This is a genomic window from Bradyrhizobium sp. 190, from assembly GCF_023073415.1.
Taxonomy (GTDB): domain Bacteria; phylum Pseudomonadota; class Alphaproteobacteria; order Rhizobiales; family Xanthobacteraceae; genus Bradyrhizobium.
Genome location: NZ_JADPJL010000077.1, coordinates 109,308 through 127,949, shown reverse-complemented (window position 1 = coordinate 127,949; position 18,642 = coordinate 109,308). Strand labels below are relative to the sequence as shown.

The following is an 18,642-nucleotide window of genomic DNA, read 5'->3' as shown; positions in this document are numbered from 1 at the left end:
GATCGCGGTTCATGGACAGGCGGGCTCCAGTCATCAACCGCATCAAAGGCGTCAGGTCACAGATTCAATGTCGGCACAGCGTATGACGCTTGAACCACGCAAATCACTACGGTCGCTGCGGCTGGTGGCGGGCCTGATTGCGCTCGCCATTCCCTTGAGCGGATGCGGCACCGGCGCGCTGTGGGACAAGTTCACCGCCAAGGACGACACCTTCAACGAGGAACCGGCAGACAAGCTCTATAATGAGGGCTTGTACCTGATGAACCAGCGCAAGGATAACAAGGCGGCGTCGAAGAAATTCGAGGAAGTCGACCGCCAGCACCCTTATTCGGACTGGGCGCGCAAATCGCTGCTGATGTCGGCCTATTCCTTCTACAATTCCGGCGACTACGACAGCTGCATCGGCGCCGCCACCCGTTACGTCACCCTGCATCCCGGCAGCTCCGATGCGGCTTACGCGCAATATCTGATCGCGGCCTCGCATTACGACCAGATCCCGGACATCTCCCGCGACCAGGGCCGCACCGAAAAGGCGATCGCGGCGCTGGAAGAGGTGATTCGCAAGTATCCGACCTCGGAATATGCCAACTCCGCCAAGGCCAAGCTCGAAGGCGCGCGCGACCAACTCGCCGGCAAGGAAATGGACGTCGGCCGCTATTATTTGGCTAAGCGCGACTTCACCCCGGCGATCAACCGTTTCAAGACCGTGGTCACCCGCTACCAGACCACGCGGCATGTCGAGGAGGCGCTGGCGCGGCTCACCGAGGCCTATATGGCGATCGGCATCGTCGGCGAGGCGCAGACCGCGGCGGCCGTACTTGGACACAACTTTCCTGACAGCCGCTGGTACAAGGACGCCTATAATCTTGTAAAGTCGGGCGGTCTCGAGCCGAGCGAGAACAAGGGTTCCTACATTTCCAGGGCCTTCAAGAAATTGGGTCTCGGCTAGGAATTTACTTCGCATGCTGGCGCGTCTGTCGATCCGTGACATCGTCCTGATCGAACGGCTCGATATCGAATTCTCCCGTGGCCTCGCGGTGCTGACCGGCGAAACCGGCGCGGGCAAATCCATCCTGCTTGATGCCTTCGCGCTGGCGCTCGGCGGCCGCGGCGATGCGGGCTTGGTTCGCCATGGCGCGGAGCAGGGCCAGGTGACGGCCACTTTCGACGTCCCCAAGGGCCATCCGGCGGCAAAGATCCTGTCCGAGAACGGCCTCGACGATACCGGCGAAATGATTCTCCGCCGCGTACAGCTTGCCGACGGCCGCACCCGCGCCTTCATCAACGACCAGTCGATCAGCGTGCAGACCCTCAAAGCGGTCGGCGCGGCGCTGGTCGAGATCCATGGCCAGCATGACGAGCGCGCCCTCGTCGATGCCTCGACGCACCGGCAGTTGCTCGACGCCTTTGCCGGACTGGAGAAAGAGGTCGCGGCAGTGGAAACGCTATGGGAAGTGCGGCGCACCGCGAATCAAGCGCTCGACGCGCATCGCGCCAGCATGGAACGCGCCGCGCGCGAGGCGGACTATCTGCGTCACGCCGCCGACGAGCTGAAGACGTTGAAGCCGAAGGACGGCGAGGAGACGGCGCTCGCCGAACGCCGCACTATCATGATGCAGGGCGAGAAGATCGCAAGCGACCTGCGCGAGGCGCAGGAGGCGGTCGGCGGCCCCCATTCGCCGGTGCCGGCGCTGGCCGCCGCCGTGCGCCGCCTCGAACGCCGTGCCGCCAATTCGCCCGCCCTGGTCGAGCCGGCGGTGAGGGCGATCGATATCGCGATCAACGCGCTGGAAGAGGCCGACCAGCATCTCAGCGCAGCCCTGATCGCGGCCGATTTCGATCCCGCCGAGTTGGAGCGCATCGAGGAGCGGCTGTTTGCGCTGCGCGCCGCCTCGCGCAAATATTCGACGCCGGTCGACGGGCTGGCGGCGCTCGCCGCCAAATTCGTCGCCGACGTCGCGCTGATCGATGCCGGCGCGGACCGGTTGAAGAAACTGGAAGCCGCCGCTGCCGAGGCCGACCAGCGCTATGGCGCGGCTGCCGAGAAGCTTTCTGCGGGCCGCAACAAATCCGCCGAGAAGCTCAACAAGGCCGTGAACGCCGAACTGGCGCCACTAAAACTCGAACGCGCAAAATTCATGACGCAGGTTGAAACCGACGCGAAGTCGCCGGGGCCGCAGGGCATCGACCGCGTCGAATTCTGGGTGCAAACCAATCCGGGCACCAAGCCAGGCCCGCTGATGAAGGTTGCTTCCGGCGGCGAGCTGTCGCGGTTCCTGCTGGCGCTCAAGGTGGTGCTGTCCGACCGCGGCTCGGCGCCCACGCTGGTGTTCGACGAAATCGATACCGGCGTCGGCGGCGCGGTGGCGGACGCGATCGGTGCGCGGCTTTCGCGGCTGGCCGGCCAGGTCCAGGTGATGGCGGTGACGCACGCGCCGCAGGTCGCGGCACGGGCCAACCAGCATCTGCTCATTTCCAAGGACGCGCTCGACAAGGGCAAGCGCGTCGCCACCCGCGTCAACGCGCTCGCCGCCGACCACCGCCGCGAGGAAATCGCCCGCATGCTGGCCGGTGCCGAGATCACGGCCGAGGCAAGGGCGGCGGCGGAGCGGCTGTTGCGCGCGGCGACGGCGTGACCATGGCTGCGAAAGCGACGAAAGCGCTGGTTGAAGTCGAGAAGCTCACCAAGGCGCAGGCCAAGGTCGAGCACATGCGGCTGTCGCTCGAAATCGAGGCCCACAACGAGCGCTATTATCAGAAAGATGCACCGACCGTTTCGGATGCGGCCTATGACGCGCTGCGCCAGCGGCTGGTGGCCATTGAGGCAAAATTTCCAGATCTCGTCACGACGGATTCGCCCACGCAAAAGGTTGGCGCGGCGCCCGCACGCGGCTTTGCGAAAGTGCAGCATGCCGTTCCGATGCTGTCGCTCGGCAACGCCTTCAGCGATGAGGACGTCACTGAGTTCGTCGATCGCATCCGGCGGTTTCTCAAGCTCGATACCGAGCATATTCCGGCACTTGTCGCCGAACCGAAGATCGACGGCCTGTCGTTGTCGCTGCGCTACGAAAACGGCGAGCTGGTCCGCGCGGCGACGCGCGGCGATGGCTTCACCGGCGAGGATGTCACCGCCAACGTTCGCACCATCAAGGATATTCCGCACACGCTGAAGGGGCGAAATATTCCCGCGGCCTGTGAAATGCGCGGCGAAGTCTACATGCTCAAGAAGGACTTTCTCGAGCTGAACAAGAAGCAGGCAGAAGCCGAAGACACGGTGTTCGCCAATCCGCGCAACTCGGCGGCAGGTTCGCTGCGCCAGAAGGACGTTTCGATCACCGCGTCGCGGCCGCTGAAATTCTTCGCCTATACCTGGGGCGAGATGAACGAACGCCCGGCCGATACGCAGCACGGCATGCTGGACTGGATGGACAAGGCCGGCTTCGTCGTCAATCCGCTAACGAAACTATGCAAGGATGTCGACGCCGTCCTGGAATTCTACAACAAGATCGGCGAAGAGCGCGCCTCGCTCGGCTACGATATCGACGGCGTGGTCTACAAGGTCGACCGGCTCGACTGGCAGGATCGGCTTGGCTTCGTGTCGCGCAGCCCGCGCTGGGCGATCGCGCACAAATTCGCGGCCGAGCAGGCGATGACGATCCTCAATGGCATCGACATTCAGGTTGGCCGCACCGGTGCGATGACGCCGGTGGCGCGGCTGGAGCCTGTCACCGTCGGCGGCGTCGTCGTGTCGAACGCGACGCTGCACAACGAGGATTACATCAAGGGCATCGGCAACGACGGCAATCCGATTCGTGACGGCGTCGATCTCCGTGTCGGCGACACGGTCGTTGTCCAGCGCGCCGGTGATGTGATCCCGCAGGTCGTCAGCGTCGTCATGGACAAGCGGCCGAAGAGCGCGAAGCCCTACAAATTTCCCGAGACATGTCCGGTCTGCGGCAGTCATGCCGTCCGCGAGGAAGACGAGGCGGTGCGCCGTTGCACCGGCGCGCTGATCTGTCCGGCGCAGGCGGTGGAGCGGCTGAAGCATTTCGTTTCGCGGCTGGCGTTCGATATCGACGGCTTGGGCGACAAGCAGATCCAGGAATTCTACGAGGAGGGCCTCGTGATGTCGCCGGTCGACATCTTCACGCTGCAGAAGCGCGATGCCCGCTCGACCACCAAGCTGATGGCGCGCGAGGGTTATGGTGAGACTTCGGTACGCAATTTATTTAATGCGATCGATGCCCGCCGCACGATCGAGCTGCACCGCCTGATCTTCGGGCTCGGTATCCGTCACGTCGGCGAGGGCAACGCCAAGCTGCTGGCGCGGCACTACGGCACGATCGAGAATTTTCGCGAGGCGATGCTGGCCGCGGCCAAGGGAACGAAGGACGAGGAGAACACCACCGAGGCCTATCAGGACCTCAACAATATCGGCGGCATCGGTGAGATCGTTGCCGATGCGGTGGTGGAATTTTTCGCCGAGCCGCGCAATGTGAAGGCGCTCGGCGAACTCCTCCGCGAGATCGAGGTGAAGCCGGCCGAACAGCCGCGCAAGAGCTCGCCGGTCTCGGACAAGACCGTGGTGTTCACGGGCTCGCTGACCAAATTCACCCGCGACGAAGCCAAGGCGATGGCGGAGCGCCTCGGCGCCAAGGTCGCGGGCTCGGTGTCGAAGAAGACGGATTATGTCGTGGCGGGCGAGGACGCGGGCTCGAAGTTGACCAAGGCGCGTGAGCTTGGCGTGGCCGTGCTGACCGAGGACGAGTGGCTCAAGCTGATTGGGGAGTGAAGGTCGTTGGTGGAGTTCGGTCGTCAGTTGAATTCGAGGCGCTGACCTTTTACCCACAGTCGGAAGGGTGAGACCACACGTCCCCTGCGGTCGATGCGTCCCCATTGTCCGCCCTCGTACCAGCTACGCTCGCCCTCAGTGACAGTGCGGTCATAGACAATCGTGCAAGCCGTGCAGACAACAGCAACTCCATCCCTGAACGGATAGGCTCCGTCATACGTCGCCGGGATCACGAGATTGAGTTTGCGGTCGATGTATCCAATCTTGCCTCCGACCCGCGACCGCGCGAGACCATCCTCGAAATAGTCCGGGCCGTTGTCCATTGTTTCAACCGGCACCGGGATGACGCCACGTCGAACGTAGAACCATTGGTATTTTCGTGTGTCAGTCCCATTGAACAACATGACGGAAGCCAGCCCATCACGGTCATATCGAAGTCGAGCCAGATAGGATCGCTTCAAGCGCGGCCGCCCGTCAGGGGCGGTTGCCGCACACCGCTTGAAAGTGCGCTCGGGCTCCCAGCAATCGAACACCGCTGGCGCGACCGTGTCCTGATCTTTTGCTATGACCGGCTTGGACGAGAGTGCAAACAGAGCGCCCAGTACAATAATCTTGAGAAAATCCGGCATCATGCACGCTCGTCGTGGGCAGACTGTATCCAGCCGTCATTGCGAGCAAAGCAATCCATTGCGGCATAAAGAAGTGATGGATTGATTTGCCTGGCCCGCAACGACGAAATGACGTCGTCGGGTGCGACCAATCGGCACGACAACACGTTGTCATCACCCGCGAAGGCGAAGGCGGGTGATCCAGTATTCCAGAGATGCTGGTTATCAATCGAGAAGCCGCGGCGTACTGGATCCCCCGCCTTCGCGGGGGATGACAGCGGAGTGTGAGGTGCTGACGTCGCTCATACCTCTCACAACATCCCCGACTCTTCCTCCTCCGCCTTCTTGATCAATTCCTCGCTGACCACGACGTCCCGCCGTGGCACGAGAAAGAACATCGCCGACGCACAGGCGATCGAGAGCGCGAATATGGCCGCCGTCAACGGCAGCGTGGTGGTGGAGTGGCCGCCGAGATAGGCGCCGAATTGCGAGACCAGCGCGCCGATGCCCTGCTGCAGGAAGCCCATCGCGCCCGCGGCGGTGCCGGCGGCCTCGGGCCGCACGCTGATGGCGCCGGCCGCGGCGTTGTTCATTACGAAGGCGTTGGCGACCATCACGATCATCTGGGTGCCGAATAGCCAGAGCGGCGCCTGGTTGGTCCCGGCGATGCTCAAGAGAAGGTTCAGCAGGGCGCCGGCGAATTGGAGCGCTAGCCCGAACCAGATCAGCTTCTCCAGCGAATGGCGCGGCGCGAAGCGGACGCAGAACAGGTTGCCGACCAGATAGGCAAATCCGGTGGTCGCAAACCAGGCGCCATATTCGGCGGTGGTTCGGCCCATCTGCGTTACCACGATGTAAGGCCCGCCGCCGGCAAAGGCGAAGATGATCTGCGAAGCTAGCACCTGGCACAGCACATAGCCGAGGAAGGCGCGGTCGCGGATCAGCTTGCCGACATCGCCGCGGAAGCTGCTGCTCGCGATGCGGTCGCCGCGCGTCTCGGGTAGCGCGATGGTGATCAGCACGGCAGTGCTGAGCGATGCGGCCGTGATGAAATAGAAGATCGCGCGCCAGCCGAACGCAGTCTCCAAAAGGCCGCCGACGAGCGCGCTCAGCATCTGCGCCACCATCATGACGGCGATCACGAGGCTGATCATCGAACTGATGCGGTCGCGGCTGTAGAGATCGCGGATGATGGCGCGGCTCACCACCATGCCGGTGGCGCCGCCGAGCGCCTGCAGGAACCGCGCGGCGATCAACTGCGGCAGCGTCTGCGCCAGCGAGCAGCCGATGCTGGCCGCCACCATCAGGGCAAGGCCCGCGAGCAGCACCGGACGGCGGCCGAACTTGTCCGACAGCGGCCCCATGATGAGCTGCGAGCAGGCGATGCCGACCATGAACAGCGACACCGTCATCTGTGCGATCGAGATGTCGCTGCCGAACGTCGTCGCCAGCACGGGCAGCGCCGGCACCAGCATATAGAGCGAGATCGGCGCGACGCCGGTCATGGCGACCAGCATCAGCAGCATGATCTTCGATGTCGCGACGGCGTTATTGTTCGCCGCCGCGCCGGGCGGCTTGCCCACGACGCCGTGCATTCAGTCCGATCCTGTTTTGGTTGAATCGGACTTTTAACCGAATGGCTCAGCAGGAATACGGATGTTTCAGCATGCGGCCATGCCGAATTCGGGAGGCGAGGCGAGACGTATTTCGTCAGGCGCAACAAGTTCCGCCGTCGTCACCCGCCTTGTGCGCAATTGCGCACAGGGGCGGGTGACCCAGTATTCCAGGGAAGTCAGCGATTGAACCGATAGGCCGCGGCGTACTGGGTCCCCCGCCGGAGCCTGTCATCGGGCGGCGCTTCGCGCCGACCCGGTGGCGGAGGACGACAGCGGAGGATGACGATCAAAGCGGCAGCATCGCTGCCGTCGCGTCATCCAGCCACAGTTTCGTGGCGTTGTCGTCGAGATGCGGGCGCACCGCGCGATTGACGCGTTCGTGGTAATCGTTCAGCCATTTCAGTTCCGTCGCGCTCAGCATATTCACGTCGATCAGGCGGCGGTCGATCGGCGCCAGCGTCAGCGTCTCGAATGCATTCACCGGCTTCTCGGCGCCCGGCACGTCGGTGCCGATGACGAGTTCGAGGTTCTCGATCCGGATGCCATAGACGTCGGTCTTGTAATAGCCGGGCTCGTTGGAAAGGATCATGCCGCGCTTCAGCGGCGTGGTGCCGAGTTTAGAAATGCGCGCCGGGCCTTCATGTACCGAAAGGTAGCTGCCGACGCCATGGCCGGTACCGTGCTCGAAATCGAGGCCGGCCTGCCACAAAAATTGCCGTGCAAAGGAGTCGAGCTGTGCGCCGGTCGTGCCGTCGGGAAAGATCGCGCGCGCGATCGCGACGTGCCCGCGCAGCACGCGGGTAAAGCGGTCGCGCATTTCGTCGGTGGGCTTGCCGATCGCGATCGTGCGGGTGACGTCGGTGGTGCCGTCTTCATATTGCGCGCCGGAATCGATCAGCAGGAGGTCGCCGGGCGAAATCCGCCGGTTGCTCCTGCGGGTGACGCGGTAATGCACGATCGCGCCGTTCGGCCCGGTGCCCGCGATCGTGGGAAACGAAACATCCTTCAGCGCGCAGGTCTGGCGCCGAAAAGTTTCCAGCGCCTCGACGGTGTCGATCTCCGTCAGCGAGCCGGAGGGTGCCTCGCGGTCGATCCAGGCGAGGAAACGTGTCAGCGCCACAGCATCGCGCCTGTGCGCGGTCCGCGTGCCCTCGATCTCGGTGATGTTCTTCACCGCCTTCAGCAGGCTCACCGGATCGTTGCCGCGCACCGGTTTTCCCCCGGCGCCTGCGATCAGACGGCTCAGCGCGTCCGCGGCGGTGGCGCTGTCGAGGGCGATCGCGGCGCCGCTGCGCGCGAGCTCGCTCAGATCAGGCACCAGCGCGTCGGGCTCCCGGACATCGGCGGATTGTTCGAGATGGTCGCGCGTCAGGTTCGACAGCTTGCGATGGTCGATGAAGACGGTGGGGCGGCCGTCCTTGGGCACCAGCGCGTAGGACAAAGGCAGCGGCGTGTGCGAGACGTCGGCGCCGCGGATGTTGAAGGTCCAGGCCACCGCGTGGCTGTCCGACAGCACCAGCGCCTCGACCCCGAGCTTGCTCATCTCGAGCCGGATCCGCTTGAGTTTTTCGGCCTCGATCTCGCCGGAAAACTGCGTGCCATGAATGGCGACGGGGCCGAGCGGCGGGGCCGGGCGCTCATGCCACACCGAATCCACGGGATTGCTGTCCACCGCGATCAATTCGGCGCCGGCCTTGGCGCAGGCGGCGGCCAGACGCTCGGTTGCCGCCGAAGTGTGCAGCCAGGGGTCAAAACCGAGGCGGTCACCGGCCACGAGATGCTTGGTCAGCCAGTGTTCCGGCGGCGGATCGGCCAGCGGCTCGATGTGCCAGGCCTTGCGGTCGACCTGCTTGGCGGCCTGCAGCGTATAGCGGCCATCGACGAAAACAGCGGCCTCGCGCGTCAGGACGATGGCCATGCCGGCCGAGCCGGTGAAGCCGGTGAGCCAGGCCAGCCGCTCTTCGGAGGCGGCGACATACTCGTTTTGCTGCTGGTCGGCGCGGGGAATCACGAATCCCGTCAGCTTCCGGCGCGCCAGTTCCTCGCGGAAGGTGCCCAGCCGCGCGGTCAGCGCGATGCCGCTCTCGGGTTCCTCGAATGTCTGGAAATGAGCTTCGAACATCGCCTGGTCACTTTAGAGTTCGGTGGAGCGGTCCGCAATGAGGCGGAGTTGGCCACCATTTGGCATAATCCGTGCTTCAATATATCCGTCCGCGTCAGTCGGATCGAACGGTTTTGCGGGTGCAGGCTGTTCGGCTCAAGATAGCCGGGAGGCTCCGGGAGTGTTTCAACTCAACGAAGAGGGGATGCACCATGCCTGTTTTTACGTTTGAGAAGATTTCCCCACCGGCCGACCGCGGCCCGATCCCGCCGGTCGCCAACAAGAAGCAGCGCGGCGTCATCGTGCAGATCCTCGATCGGTTCGCGGAAGCGCGCGTCAAGCGGTCGCTGAAGGAAGAAAAGCACGTGATCGCCCGCAACCGTCGCAGACCAGCCGAATAGAGTTTCAATTCACCTTGCGCAGCAACAGGCTGCTCCAGCCTTCGATGCGAAGGTGCCGCACCGGCACCAGCCCACGGGCGCGATAGGCCGCGATGACGCCGGGCGCCTGGTGCGTCAGCAGGCCCGACAGAATGACCAGCGCCGATGGCGCCAGATGCTGCGCCATCGGCCCTGCCAGTTGCCGCAACGGATTGGCGAGAATATTCGCCAGCACCAGGTCGAACGGCGCGGCATCAGCGAATTGCGGGGCCGCGAAGCCGGTAGCGCGGATCGCCTGCACCAGATGCCCTGACACGTTCAGCCGCGCGTTTTCGCGGGCGACCTGCACCGAGGGCGGATCGATATCGCTGGCCAGTATCTTTTCATGCAGCGCCCTGGCTGCGGCGATCGCCAGCACGCCGGTGCCGGTGCCGAGATCGAGCACGCGGCGCGGACGCCGGGCTTTCAGGACATGATCGAGCAGCAGCAGGCAGCCGCGCGTGGTGCCGTGGTGGCCGGTGCCGAATGCCAGCGCCGCCTCGATCTCGATGCCGAGCTTGTTGGCCGCGATCCTCTCGCGGTCATGCTGGCCGTGAACCACGAAACGCCCGGCGGGGACGGGGACGAGGTCTTCGAGGCTGGCCTTGACCCAATCCTTGGCCTCGACCGTGTCGAAGGTGATGCTCTCTGCGGCTTCTGCACCGGCTGCGTTGGCAACAAGCTCGCGGACCAGCGTCTGATCGGGCGGCTCAGCAAAATGCACCGTGACGTCCCATCGGCCATCCGGCCGTTCGAACGCGGCGATTGCGGCCTCGCCCTCAAAAAAAATTTCGGTCAGGGCATCGACCACGCCTTTGGCTGTGTGCTCGTCGCCGATTGCAAAGCTGACACGGTACGTAGGGGCGATGGAAGTCATTGAAGGACCTGGAGAAAAGCGGGAGGGGTCGATTGGGGGAAGGTGCGTTTCGGGTTCGGCGCGCCAAAGCGCCGGCCCCGTCTTTTTATAGGCCGGGTTTGCGCACGCAATCTCCACCGGATATCCACAGCCGAGCGGGGCATTAGCCAACCGGCTATTCGCGAAAGCATCCCGATGCTTTCCACAGATGCTGCGGTGAGGTTTCCACAGCCGCCCCGGCAAGTTTTCGACAACCAATCCACAGGCTTTTTCCGTCGTTATCCACCGGCCTTACACACATTGTCCCCATCGAGCCGCATGCCGGAGCCGAATGCGAGCGGCGGGAAACCTATCCGAACAGCGCGCGGTGATCGCCCAGGATTACGTGCGCAGCGTTGTGGCCGGGGGCGCCGGTGACGCCGCCGCCGGGATGGGCGCCCGAGCCGCAATGATAGAGGCCCTTCAGCGGCCCGCGATAATCGGCATGGCCCAGCATCGGCCGCGCCGAGAACAATTGGTTCAATGTCAGGGCGCCGTGAAAGATGTCGCCGCCGAGCAGGCCGAACTGCCGCTCGAGGTCGAGCGGCGAGAGTATCTGGCGGCCGATCACGCTGGCCGCGAAGCCCGGCGCGAATTTATCCACAGTCGCAATCATGAGGTCGGCGACCTCCTCGCGATGGTCGTCCCATGATTTCCCGTCCGGCAATTCCGGTGCGACATGCTGGCAGAACAGGCTCGCGACATGTTGGCCTTCCGGCGCGAGCGAATCGTCGAGCGTCGAGGGGATCAGCACTTCCACCACCGGCTCGCGGCTCCAGCCATGGCTGCGCGCATCCTGCCAGGCGCGATCCATGTAGCCGAGGCTGGGCGCAAGGATGATACCGGCGGTGAGATGGTCGCCGGCGCCGGGCAATGCGGTGAAGGAAGGCAACGCGTTCAGCGCGACATTCATCCGGAAGGTGCCGGAGCCGTTGCGCCAGCGCGCGATACGCTCGAGGAATTCCGGCGCCAGCGCGCCCGACGGCACGAGCCGCGTATACAGCAATTTCGGATTGACGCCGGAGACGACGTATTTCGCGCGGATGGCCTCGCCATTGTCGAGGATGACGCCCGCGGCGCGCCCGCCCTCGACGATCACTTCGCGCACGCTCGCCTCGGTTTCGATCTCGACGCCATGCCCGCGCGCGGCGCGCGCCATCGCCTGCGTGATCGCTCCCATGCCGCCGATGGCATGGCCCCACACGCCTTTCTTGCCGTTCACCTCGCCGAACGCATGGTGCAGCATCACATAGGCGGAGCCGGCGGCGTAGGGGCTGGCGTAATTGCCGACGATGGCGTCGAAGCCGAACAGCGCCTTCACCAGGTCGTTCTCGAAACGCTCGTCGAGCATCTCGCCGGCCGAGCACGTGAACAGGTCGAGCAGATTGCGCTGCTGTTCCAGCGAGAGCTTGCGCAGGATGCCTGCGGTGCCCATGGCGTTGAAGGCTTCGCGGATCGCGCCGATCCCAAAGCCCTCGACGATGTTCGGCGGCGCGCGCAGCACGAATTGCCGCAGCACGTCGGCGATGGCCTCCAGCTCGCGCGAGAAAGCTTCAATAGTGGCCGCATCGCGCTCGCTGAGTTTTGCCACCGATTGCCTGGTGCGGCCTTCGCCGGTCAAAAGATAGCTGCCGTCGGGCGCGGGCAGAAAATTCTGTGCGCGGCGCTCGACGATGCGCAGGCCGTGTTCGGCGAGTTTCAGGTCGGCAATGATCTGCGGATTGAGCAGGCTGACCGTATAGGCGGCCACCGAATTGCGGAAGCCGGGATGGAATTCCTCGGTCACCGCGGCGCCGCCGACCGCCTTGCGGCGCTCCACAACTTTCACGCGCAGGCCGGCCATCGCGAGATAGGCGGCGCAAGTGAGGCCGTTATGCCCCGCCCCAACAATGACAACGTCCGTCTCGTTCATGCCAGTTTCAGCTCAAGAAGGTTTGATCGGGATGGGCGCGGCGCGCCCTATCCATGCTTTCTTATCCCGCATTGCTCGCCGTGTCGCCCTATGCTCCATTGCACCCCTCCGGCGACTCCGCCGGGCATCCCGCCACCGGCGCCCGCCGGTTTCCAGCCGGAGTTTTGATGACTTCTCCCTATCCGTCCGTTTCAGCGGACCAGCCTTCCGAAAGTCGGAACCGGCTGGTCTTGGTCGTCTACACCGCTGCGATCTTCGTCAGCGCGCTGCTGCTGTTTTCGGTGCAGCCCCTGTTCACCAAGATGGTGCTGCCGCGGCTCGGCGGCTCGCCGGCGGTGTGGTCGGTGGCGATGGTGTTCTTCCAGTCGCTGTTGCTCGGCGGCTATGCCTATGCGCATTTTCTGATGCAGCTCCGCAACCGCGCGATTCCCGTGGCGATCCATCTGGCGCTGCTCGCGGTCGCGATGCTGACGCTGCCGCTGTCGATCTCGAGCGGGTGGGGCGATCCGCCGAATTCAGGCTATGCGCTCTGGCTGCTCGGCCTCTTTGCGGTGTCGATCGGGCTGCCGTTCTTCGCGCTGGCGGCCAACAATCCGCTGCTGCAGGCCTGGTTCGTCCGCACCGGCCACCCCAACGGCCCCGACCCTTACTTTCTCTACGCTTCCTCGAATATCGGCAGCTTCCTGGCGCTGCTGTCCTATCCAGTGCTGCTGGAGCCGATGTTCACGCTGCGCACGCAAAACCTGATCTGGACCGGCGGTTACGGCCTGCTGATCGTGCTGATCGCAACCTGCGGCGTGTTGCTGCTGCGCTCGCCGGCGAATGCGGCAAAGCTGAACATGCCGGACGACGATACCGACGCGCCAGCGCCGTCATGGATTTTGCGCGCCCGCTGGATCTTCCTTGCCGCCGTCCCGTCGGGGCTGCTGATCGCGGTGACCGCCCATATTTCCACCGATGTCGCCGCCGCGCCTCTGCTGTGGGTGCTGCCGCTGTCGCTCTATCTCCTGACGTGGGTGCTGGTGTTCCAGTCGCGCCCGCTGTTGCCGCACAAGTTCATGCTGATGCTGCAACCGCTGGCGATCATGGGGGTGATCCTGCTGTTGGCGATAGGCGGCGAGCAGAACCTGTTGCTGACGCTCGGCGGCCACCAGCTTTGCTTCTTCATCATTGCGATGGCCTGTCATGGCGAGTTGGCGCGCACCCGCCCCGCCGCGAAATATCTCACTGGTTTCTATGTCGCGCTGTCGTTCGGCGGCATGGTCGGCGGACTGTTCGCGGGACTGATCGCGCCGTTCACGTTCTCCTGGGTCGCGGAATATCCGATCATGGTGGCGCTGGCGGTGCTGTGCCGGCCGCCGGTCGCCGAGCGGTGGCCGCAATGGACCCGCTGGTTCTGGCCACTGCTGGCCATCGCTGCGGTGGCGCTGATCGCGCCGTCCTACAGCAGCGGCAAAATCTTCACATGGCTGGATACCAATCGAGTCTACGTGGTAGCCGCAGTTGCGGCCGTCTCGATGTTGTTGGCGATCCTGCTCAAGGCGGATCGCTGGAAGCTGGCCGCCGTGGTGACGTTGGCGCTGGTGCTGATCCGGATGTATCCCACCGACGAGGGGCGCGTGGAGACCGTGCGCAGCTTCTTCGGCGTCCACAAGATCGTGGTGACGCCGAACGGCCAGTATCACGTGCTGATGCACGGCACCACGATCCATGGCGCGGAAAAATTCAAGAACGACGACGGCACGCCGGTCACCGGCCAGCCGGAGCCGATCACCTACTATCACAAGGATGGCGGCATCGGTCAGGCGATCACGGCGATCCGCGAGCGCAAGGGCGCCCCGCTGCGGGTAGCCGTGATCGGGCTCGGCTCCGGCACGCTGGTCTGCGCCTCCGAGCCCGGCGAGGAGTGGAAGTTCTTCGAGATCGACCAGACAATGGTCGATACTGCGCGCGACCCGAAATATTTCACCTACATCCAGGTCTGCGAGCCGAATCTCGAACCCGTGATCGGCGATGCGCGGCTGACCTTCGCGCGAGAGCCCGACGGCGTCTACGATCTGATCATCGTCGACGCCTATTCCTCGGATGCGATCCCGATTCATCTGGCGACCGAAGAGGCGATGGAAATTTACAAGTCCAAGCTGGCGCCGCAGGGAGCTGTCGTGATGCATGTCTCCAACCGGCATCTGGAACTGTCGAGCGTCGTCGTCGGCATCGCCGACGCCAACGACTTGAAGAGCTGGGTCTACAGCGAGGATTCCGGCCGCGACAATGAATACATCTTCTCGACCTCGGTCGTGGTCTCGGCGCGCGAAGAGGCCGACGTCGGCAAGCTGGCGTCGTCGGATAAATGGACGCTGACCGAGGCCGAGGATCACCAGCGTGTCTGGACCGACGATTATTCCAACGTGCTGGGCGCGGTATGGCGACGGCTCAGAAATAGTGAGGAATAGACGGGTTGCGGTCAGGCAAGGCGCGCCTATGATTGAGCACGCCCCAACGAAGGAAAACCCGTCATGGCCAATTTCACTCCCGTATCGGCCGCGATCGGCGGTGTGCTGATCGGGCTTTCCGCTGTCCTGCTGATGTTGTCGACCGGGCGGATCGCCGGCATCAGCGGCATCTTCAGTGGCCTGTTGAATTTGCGCGGCGAGGACAAGGGCTGGCGCATCGCTTTCATCGCCGGGCTCATTCTCGCGCCCGTCATCGCCGGCCTGATCGGCCACGGAATGGCGCAGCCCAAGCTGCCATCGAGTTGGGCCGTCATTATCGCAGCAGGACTGCTGGTGGGGTTCGGCACCCGGCTTGGCGGCGGCTGCACCTCCGGTCACGGTATCTGCGGAATAGCACGGCTGTCGCCGCGCTCGATCGCCGCCACGATCGTCTTCATGGTGACGGCGGTCATCACGGTGGCGGTCACCCGCCATGTGTTGGGAGGTTGAGCCATGTGGATCATCGCTCCCTTGATTTGCGGCCTGATCTTCGGCGCGGGCCTGCTGATTTCAGGCATGGTGCAGCCGACAAAGGTTTTGGCTTTCCTGGATATCTTCGGCGCGTGGGATCCGAGTCTCGCGGTGGTGATGGCTGCGGCGCTCGCAGTGTCGGTGCCCGGCTTCAGGTTGGCTGATCGCGGTGCGCAGCCCTGGTTTGCCGGGCAATATTTTCGGCCGGGCAAATCGGGAATCGATCTACCGCTGGTTGCGGGCGCAGCGCTGTTTGGAATCGGGTGGGGCCTTGTCGGGTTATGCCCGGGGCCGGCCTTGGAGAGCCTGGCGACGCTGTCGCCGGAGGTCATCGTCTTCGTGGTCGCGATGGCCGCCGGCATGGTGGCTCACGACGCCTGGCAACAGTCGCGGCTGACGGCGCAACGCGAACGTCTGCTGGCGAGTGCGACGGACGGCTGAAATGACGGCTTGCGGCCGTGCGCGACCGCGATGAAGCTGCCGGCTAGTCCTGGTAGGTGAACAGCCCGCGCTGCTGATAAGTCTGCCGCGGTTGATAGTAGTAGCCCTGCGGCGCCGGCACATAGCCGCGGTTGCCGTAATATTGCTGCTGCGGCTGCTGCTGCTGCTGATAAGCTTGGGTGTCGTAGACGCGGCGGCTGGGTGGCGCGGGGTAGCGCGCTTCGTTCGAAGAACCATCGGCGGGATAGATATAGCCGTCATCGGCCCGCGCCTGCGGCGCCACGCGCTGCTGTGGCGGCGTGATCACGACGGGATCGCCGGCGGCGGAGTCGTATTGCTGCTCATATTGCGGCAGCGGCGCGCGGCGGGCGACGGCGGTGTTGGTGCGCGGCCGCGGATTGCGCGCCAGCGCGACCTGGGACGAGCCGGACAGCGTCACCGTAGTGTTGAGCACGCCTTGCTCCTTGACCAGTGCAAAGAGCTTTGCGGCGTTCTCGCGCGACAGCCGCACGCAGCCATGCGAAGCGGGAGAACCGAGACGGTTGACGGAATCTGTGCCGTGGATGGCGTGGCCGATCTTCGTGAAGAAGATCGAGTGCGGCATCGGCGCCTCGTCGAATTCCTTGGAGTAGTGGTCCTCCTCCATGCGAAAGGCGCGGAAACTGCCGTTCGGCGTCTCGTAGGAGGGAAGGCCTGACGACACCGGCCACCGGTACGTTTCGACGCCGTCGACGGCGACGGTCATCTGCTGGTTGTCCTTGTCGACTGATATGGCGACTTTGGCTTGGGCTGTGCCCGCCGCAAACAGCGTCAGGGCAGTGACGGCAATGAGGAAGGAACGCATTTTACCTTTGGCCTCCAGGCCCTGTACTAAAGCTGCCGGCTCTCCGTCCCCGGCATCCAATATGCCCGGAAACCGGCACTGGTTCCAGTGGCCCGCGCTCGCAATCGTTAACATCAGCCGCGGCGCAAACAAGGCGTTAGGACGGCGCAGGCCTGCTGTGGCGCTGACTTTTTCGCGAGCGGAAGACCGTAGCCCGGATGGAGCGAAGCGTAATCCGGGACTTCGCCCGATCGCGGGAATCCCGGATTGCGCTTCGCTCCATCCGGGCTACTGACCCTCCGTCAATTCTTCAGCCGGTAACCGGTCCGGAAAATCCACCACACCAGGATCATGCAGATGGCGAGGAAGCCGAGCGTCATGCCGAGGCTCAGGGCCACGCTGACGTCTGCGATCTCGTAAAAGCTCCAGCGGAAACCCGAGATCAGATAGACCACCGGATTGAGCAGGGTGATGGTGCGCCAGCCCGACGGCAGCATGTTCACCGAGTAGAAGCTGCCGCCGAGAAAGGTCAGCGGTGTTACTATCAGCATCGGGATCATCTGCAGCTTTTCGAAGCCGTCGGCCCAGATGCCGATGATGAAGCCGAACAGGCTGAAGGTTACCGCGGTCAGCACCAGGAAGGTCAGCATCCACCAGGGATGAAGGATATGCAGTGGTACGAACAGCGCCGCGGTGGCCAGAATGATAAGGCCGAGGATGATGGATTTGGTCGCGGCAGCCCCGACATAGCCGATGACGATCTCGTAATAGGAAATCGGCGCCGACAGTATTTCATAGATGGTGCCGACGAATTTCGGAAAATAGATTCCAAACGAGGCGTTGGCGATGCTCTGTGTCAGCACCGACAGCATCACCAGCCCCGGCACGATGAAGGTGCCATAGCTGACGCCCTCGACCTCGGTGATGCGCGAGCCGATCGCGGCGCCGAACACCACGAAATAAAGCGAGGTGGAGACCACCGGCGAGACGATGCTCTGCAGCAGCGTGCGCCAGGTGCGGGCCATTTCGAACAAATAGATGGCGCGGATCGCACGGTAATTCATGGCGCCCTCACCAGGCTGACGAAGATGTCTTCGAGGGAAGATTGGCGGGTATCGAGGTCCGAGATGCGAATGCCAGCATCGCGGAGATCGGTGAGCAGGCTGGTGATGCCTGTGCGGTCGCCCTTGGTGTCGTAGTCGTAGATCACCGCGTGGCCATCGTCGCACAGTTCGAGATTGTAGGCGGCGAGCGAGGCGGGGATCGCATCGATCCTGCCTTGCAGATGCACCTTCAACTCTTTCTTGCCGAGCTTCTGCATCAGCCCGGCCTTGTCTTCAACCAAAATGATCTCACCCTTGTTGATGACGCCGATGCGGTCGGCCATCTCCTCGGCTTCCTCGATGTAGTGCGTGGTCAGGATGATGGTGACGCCGGAGGCCTGCAGTGTGCGCACCACCTCCCACATGCCCTTGCGCAGTTCGACATCGACGCCGGCGGTCGGTTCGTCCAGGAACAGGATCTGCGGCTCGTGCGACAGCGCCTTCGCAATCATCACGCGGCGCTTCATGCCGCCGGAGAGCGTGATGATCTTGGAATCCTTCTTGTCCCACAGCGACAGGTCTTTCAGGACCTTTTCGATGTGCGCTGGATTCTTGGGCTTGCCGAACAGGCCGCGGCTGAAGCTGACGGTCGCCCATACGGTTTCAAAGGAGTCGGTGTGCAGTTCCTGCGGCACCAGCCCGATCAGCGAGCGCGCGGCGCGATAATCCCGGTTGATGTCATGGCCATCCACCGTAACGCTGCCCTCGCTCAAATTGGCGATACCGCAGATGATGCTGATCAGCGTGGTCTTGCCGGCGCCGTTCGGCCCGAGCAGCGCGAAGATTTCGCCGCGCTTGATATCCAGATTGATACCGTTCAGCGCCTTGAACCCGGAGCCGTAGGTTTTTGAGAGATTTGAGACGGATATGATGGGAGTCATCGCGAGCATGGCAGTCTGAAACGGAAATGGGCGAACGACACAGCGGCGCTTCGGCCGGATCGACGCGGGGAAGGGGTGGGAACCGGGA

15 protein-coding genes are annotated in these 18,642 nt (G+C 63.8%); 7 read left to right on the top strand and 8 right to left on the bottom strand.

All coding sequences use genetic code 11. The annotated features are described in order from the left end of the window. Nucleotides 1–67: 67 nt before the first annotated feature. The 3 genes from IVB22_RS38395 to ligA are packed head-to-tail and all read left to right on the top strand — an operon-like array spanning nucleotide 68 to nucleotide 4,792. Nucleotides 68–949 carry an outer membrane protein assembly factor BamD gene (locus tag IVB22_RS38395; protein WP_247522332.1) on the top strand — a complete coding sequence of 294 codons (882 nt, stop codon included), beginning with the start codon at nucleotides 68–70 and terminating at the stop codon, nucleotides 947–949. 13 nt (nucleotides 950–962) lie between these two features. Next, nucleotides 963–2,636, top strand: coding sequence for a DNA repair protein RecN (gene recN / locus IVB22_RS38390; RefSeq protein ID WP_247522331.1), 1,674 nt, complete (start codon nucleotides 963–965; stop codon nucleotides 2,634–2,636). Between the two features lie 2 nt (nucleotides 2,637–2,638). Further along, nucleotides 2,639–4,792, top strand: coding sequence for an NAD-dependent DNA ligase LigA (gene ligA, locus IVB22_RS38385; protein WP_247522330.1), 2,154 nt, complete (start codon nucleotides 2,639–2,641; stop codon nucleotides 4,790–4,792). A 23-nt stretch (nucleotides 4,793–4,815) separates the two neighbouring features. Here ligA and IVB22_RS38380 read toward each other — a convergent pair whose 3' ends face one another. The 3 genes from IVB22_RS38380 to IVB22_RS38370 form a co-directional block, all read right to left on the bottom strand. After that, a complete protein-coding gene (locus IVB22_RS38380) occupies nucleotides 4,816–5,424 on the bottom strand; it encodes a WG repeat-containing protein (RefSeq protein WP_247522329.1) in 609 nt (202 codons plus the stop codon). 287 nt (nucleotides 5,425–5,711) lie between these two features. After that, the gene (locus IVB22_RS38375) at nucleotides 5,712–6,995 is read right to left on the bottom strand and encodes a multidrug effflux MFS transporter (protein WP_247522328.1); all 1,284 of its coding nucleotides are present in this window, start codon (nucleotides 6,993–6,995) and stop codon (nucleotides 5,712–5,714) included. A 307-nt stretch (nucleotides 6,996–7,302) separates the two neighbouring features. Next, nucleotides 7,303–9,138 carry an aminopeptidase P family protein gene (locus IVB22_RS38370; protein WP_247522327.1) on the bottom strand — a complete coding sequence of 612 codons (1,836 nt, stop codon included), beginning with the start codon at nucleotides 9,136–9,138 and terminating at the stop codon, nucleotides 7,303–7,305. A 191-nt stretch (nucleotides 9,139–9,329) separates the two neighbouring features. Here IVB22_RS38370 and IVB22_RS38365 point away from each other — a divergent pair, with 191 nt between their 5' ends. Further along, nucleotides 9,330–9,518 carry a hypothetical protein gene (locus tag IVB22_RS38365; RefSeq protein ID WP_247522326.1) on the top strand — a complete coding sequence of 63 codons (189 nt, stop codon included), beginning with the start codon at nucleotides 9,330–9,332 and terminating at the stop codon, nucleotides 9,516–9,518. 4 nt (nucleotides 9,519–9,522) lie between these two features. Here IVB22_RS38365 and IVB22_RS38360 read toward each other — a convergent pair whose 3' ends face one another. Both IVB22_RS38360 and IVB22_RS38355 read right to left on the bottom strand, forming a co-directional pair. Beyond that, the gene (locus IVB22_RS38360) at nucleotides 9,523–10,413 is read right to left on the bottom strand and encodes a 50S ribosomal protein L11 methyltransferase (RefSeq protein ID WP_247522325.1); all 891 of its coding nucleotides are present in this window, start codon (nucleotides 10,411–10,413) and stop codon (nucleotides 9,523–9,525) included. Nucleotides 10,414–10,741: 328 nt separating this feature from the next. After that, nucleotides 10,742–12,343, bottom strand: a complete 1,602-nt coding sequence (locus IVB22_RS38355; RefSeq protein ID WP_247522324.1) for an NAD(P)/FAD-dependent oxidoreductase — start codon at nucleotides 12,341–12,343, stop codon at nucleotides 10,742–10,744. Nucleotides 12,344–12,510: 167 nt separating this feature from the next. Between IVB22_RS38355 and IVB22_RS38350 the strand changes: the two genes are divergently transcribed. The 3 genes from IVB22_RS38350 to IVB22_RS38340 all read left to right on the top strand — a co-directional run bounded on the left by IVB22_RS38350 (nucleotide 12,511) and on the right by IVB22_RS38340 (nucleotide 15,747). Further along, nucleotides 12,511–14,796 carry a fused MFS/spermidine synthase gene (locus tag IVB22_RS38350; protein ID WP_247522323.1) on the top strand — a complete coding sequence of 762 codons (2,286 nt, stop codon included), beginning with the start codon at nucleotides 12,511–12,513 and terminating at the stop codon, nucleotides 14,794–14,796. A gap of 63 nt (nucleotides 14,797–14,859) precedes the next feature. After that, on the top strand, nucleotides 14,860–15,285 hold the full coding sequence (locus IVB22_RS38345) for a YeeE/YedE family protein (RefSeq protein ID WP_247522322.1): 426 nt from the start codon (nucleotides 14,860–14,862) through the stop codon (nucleotides 15,283–15,285). A 3-nt stretch (nucleotides 15,286–15,288) separates the two neighbouring features. After that, nucleotides 15,289–15,747 (top strand): DUF6691 family protein, encoded by a 459-nt coding sequence (locus tag IVB22_RS38340; RefSeq protein ID WP_247522321.1) that lies wholly within the window; start codon nucleotides 15,289–15,291, stop codon nucleotides 15,745–15,747. Nucleotides 15,748–15,790: 43 nt separating this feature from the next. On the opposite strand, the gene IVB22_RS38335 is transcribed toward IVB22_RS38340, so the two are convergent. The 3 genes from IVB22_RS38335 to IVB22_RS38325 all read right to left on the bottom strand — a co-directional run bounded on the left by IVB22_RS38335 (nucleotide 15,791) and on the right by IVB22_RS38325 (nucleotide 18,554). Further along, a complete protein-coding gene (locus IVB22_RS38335) occupies nucleotides 15,791–16,591 on the bottom strand; it encodes a L,D-transpeptidase family protein (protein WP_247522320.1) in 801 nt (266 codons plus the stop codon). A 281-nt stretch (nucleotides 16,592–16,872) separates the two neighbouring features. Beyond that, the gene (locus IVB22_RS38330) at nucleotides 16,873–17,634 is read right to left on the bottom strand and encodes an ABC transporter permease (RefSeq protein ID WP_247522319.1); all 762 of its coding nucleotides are present in this window, start codon (nucleotides 17,632–17,634) and stop codon (nucleotides 16,873–16,875) included. Continuing rightward, nucleotides 17,631–18,554, bottom strand: a complete 924-nt coding sequence (locus IVB22_RS38325; RefSeq protein ID WP_247522377.1) for an ABC transporter ATP-binding protein — start codon at nucleotides 18,552–18,554, stop codon at nucleotides 17,631–17,633. The genes IVB22_RS38330 and IVB22_RS38325 overlap by 4 nt, the downstream gene beginning before the upstream one ends. Nucleotides 18,555–18,642: the final 88 nt, after the last annotated feature.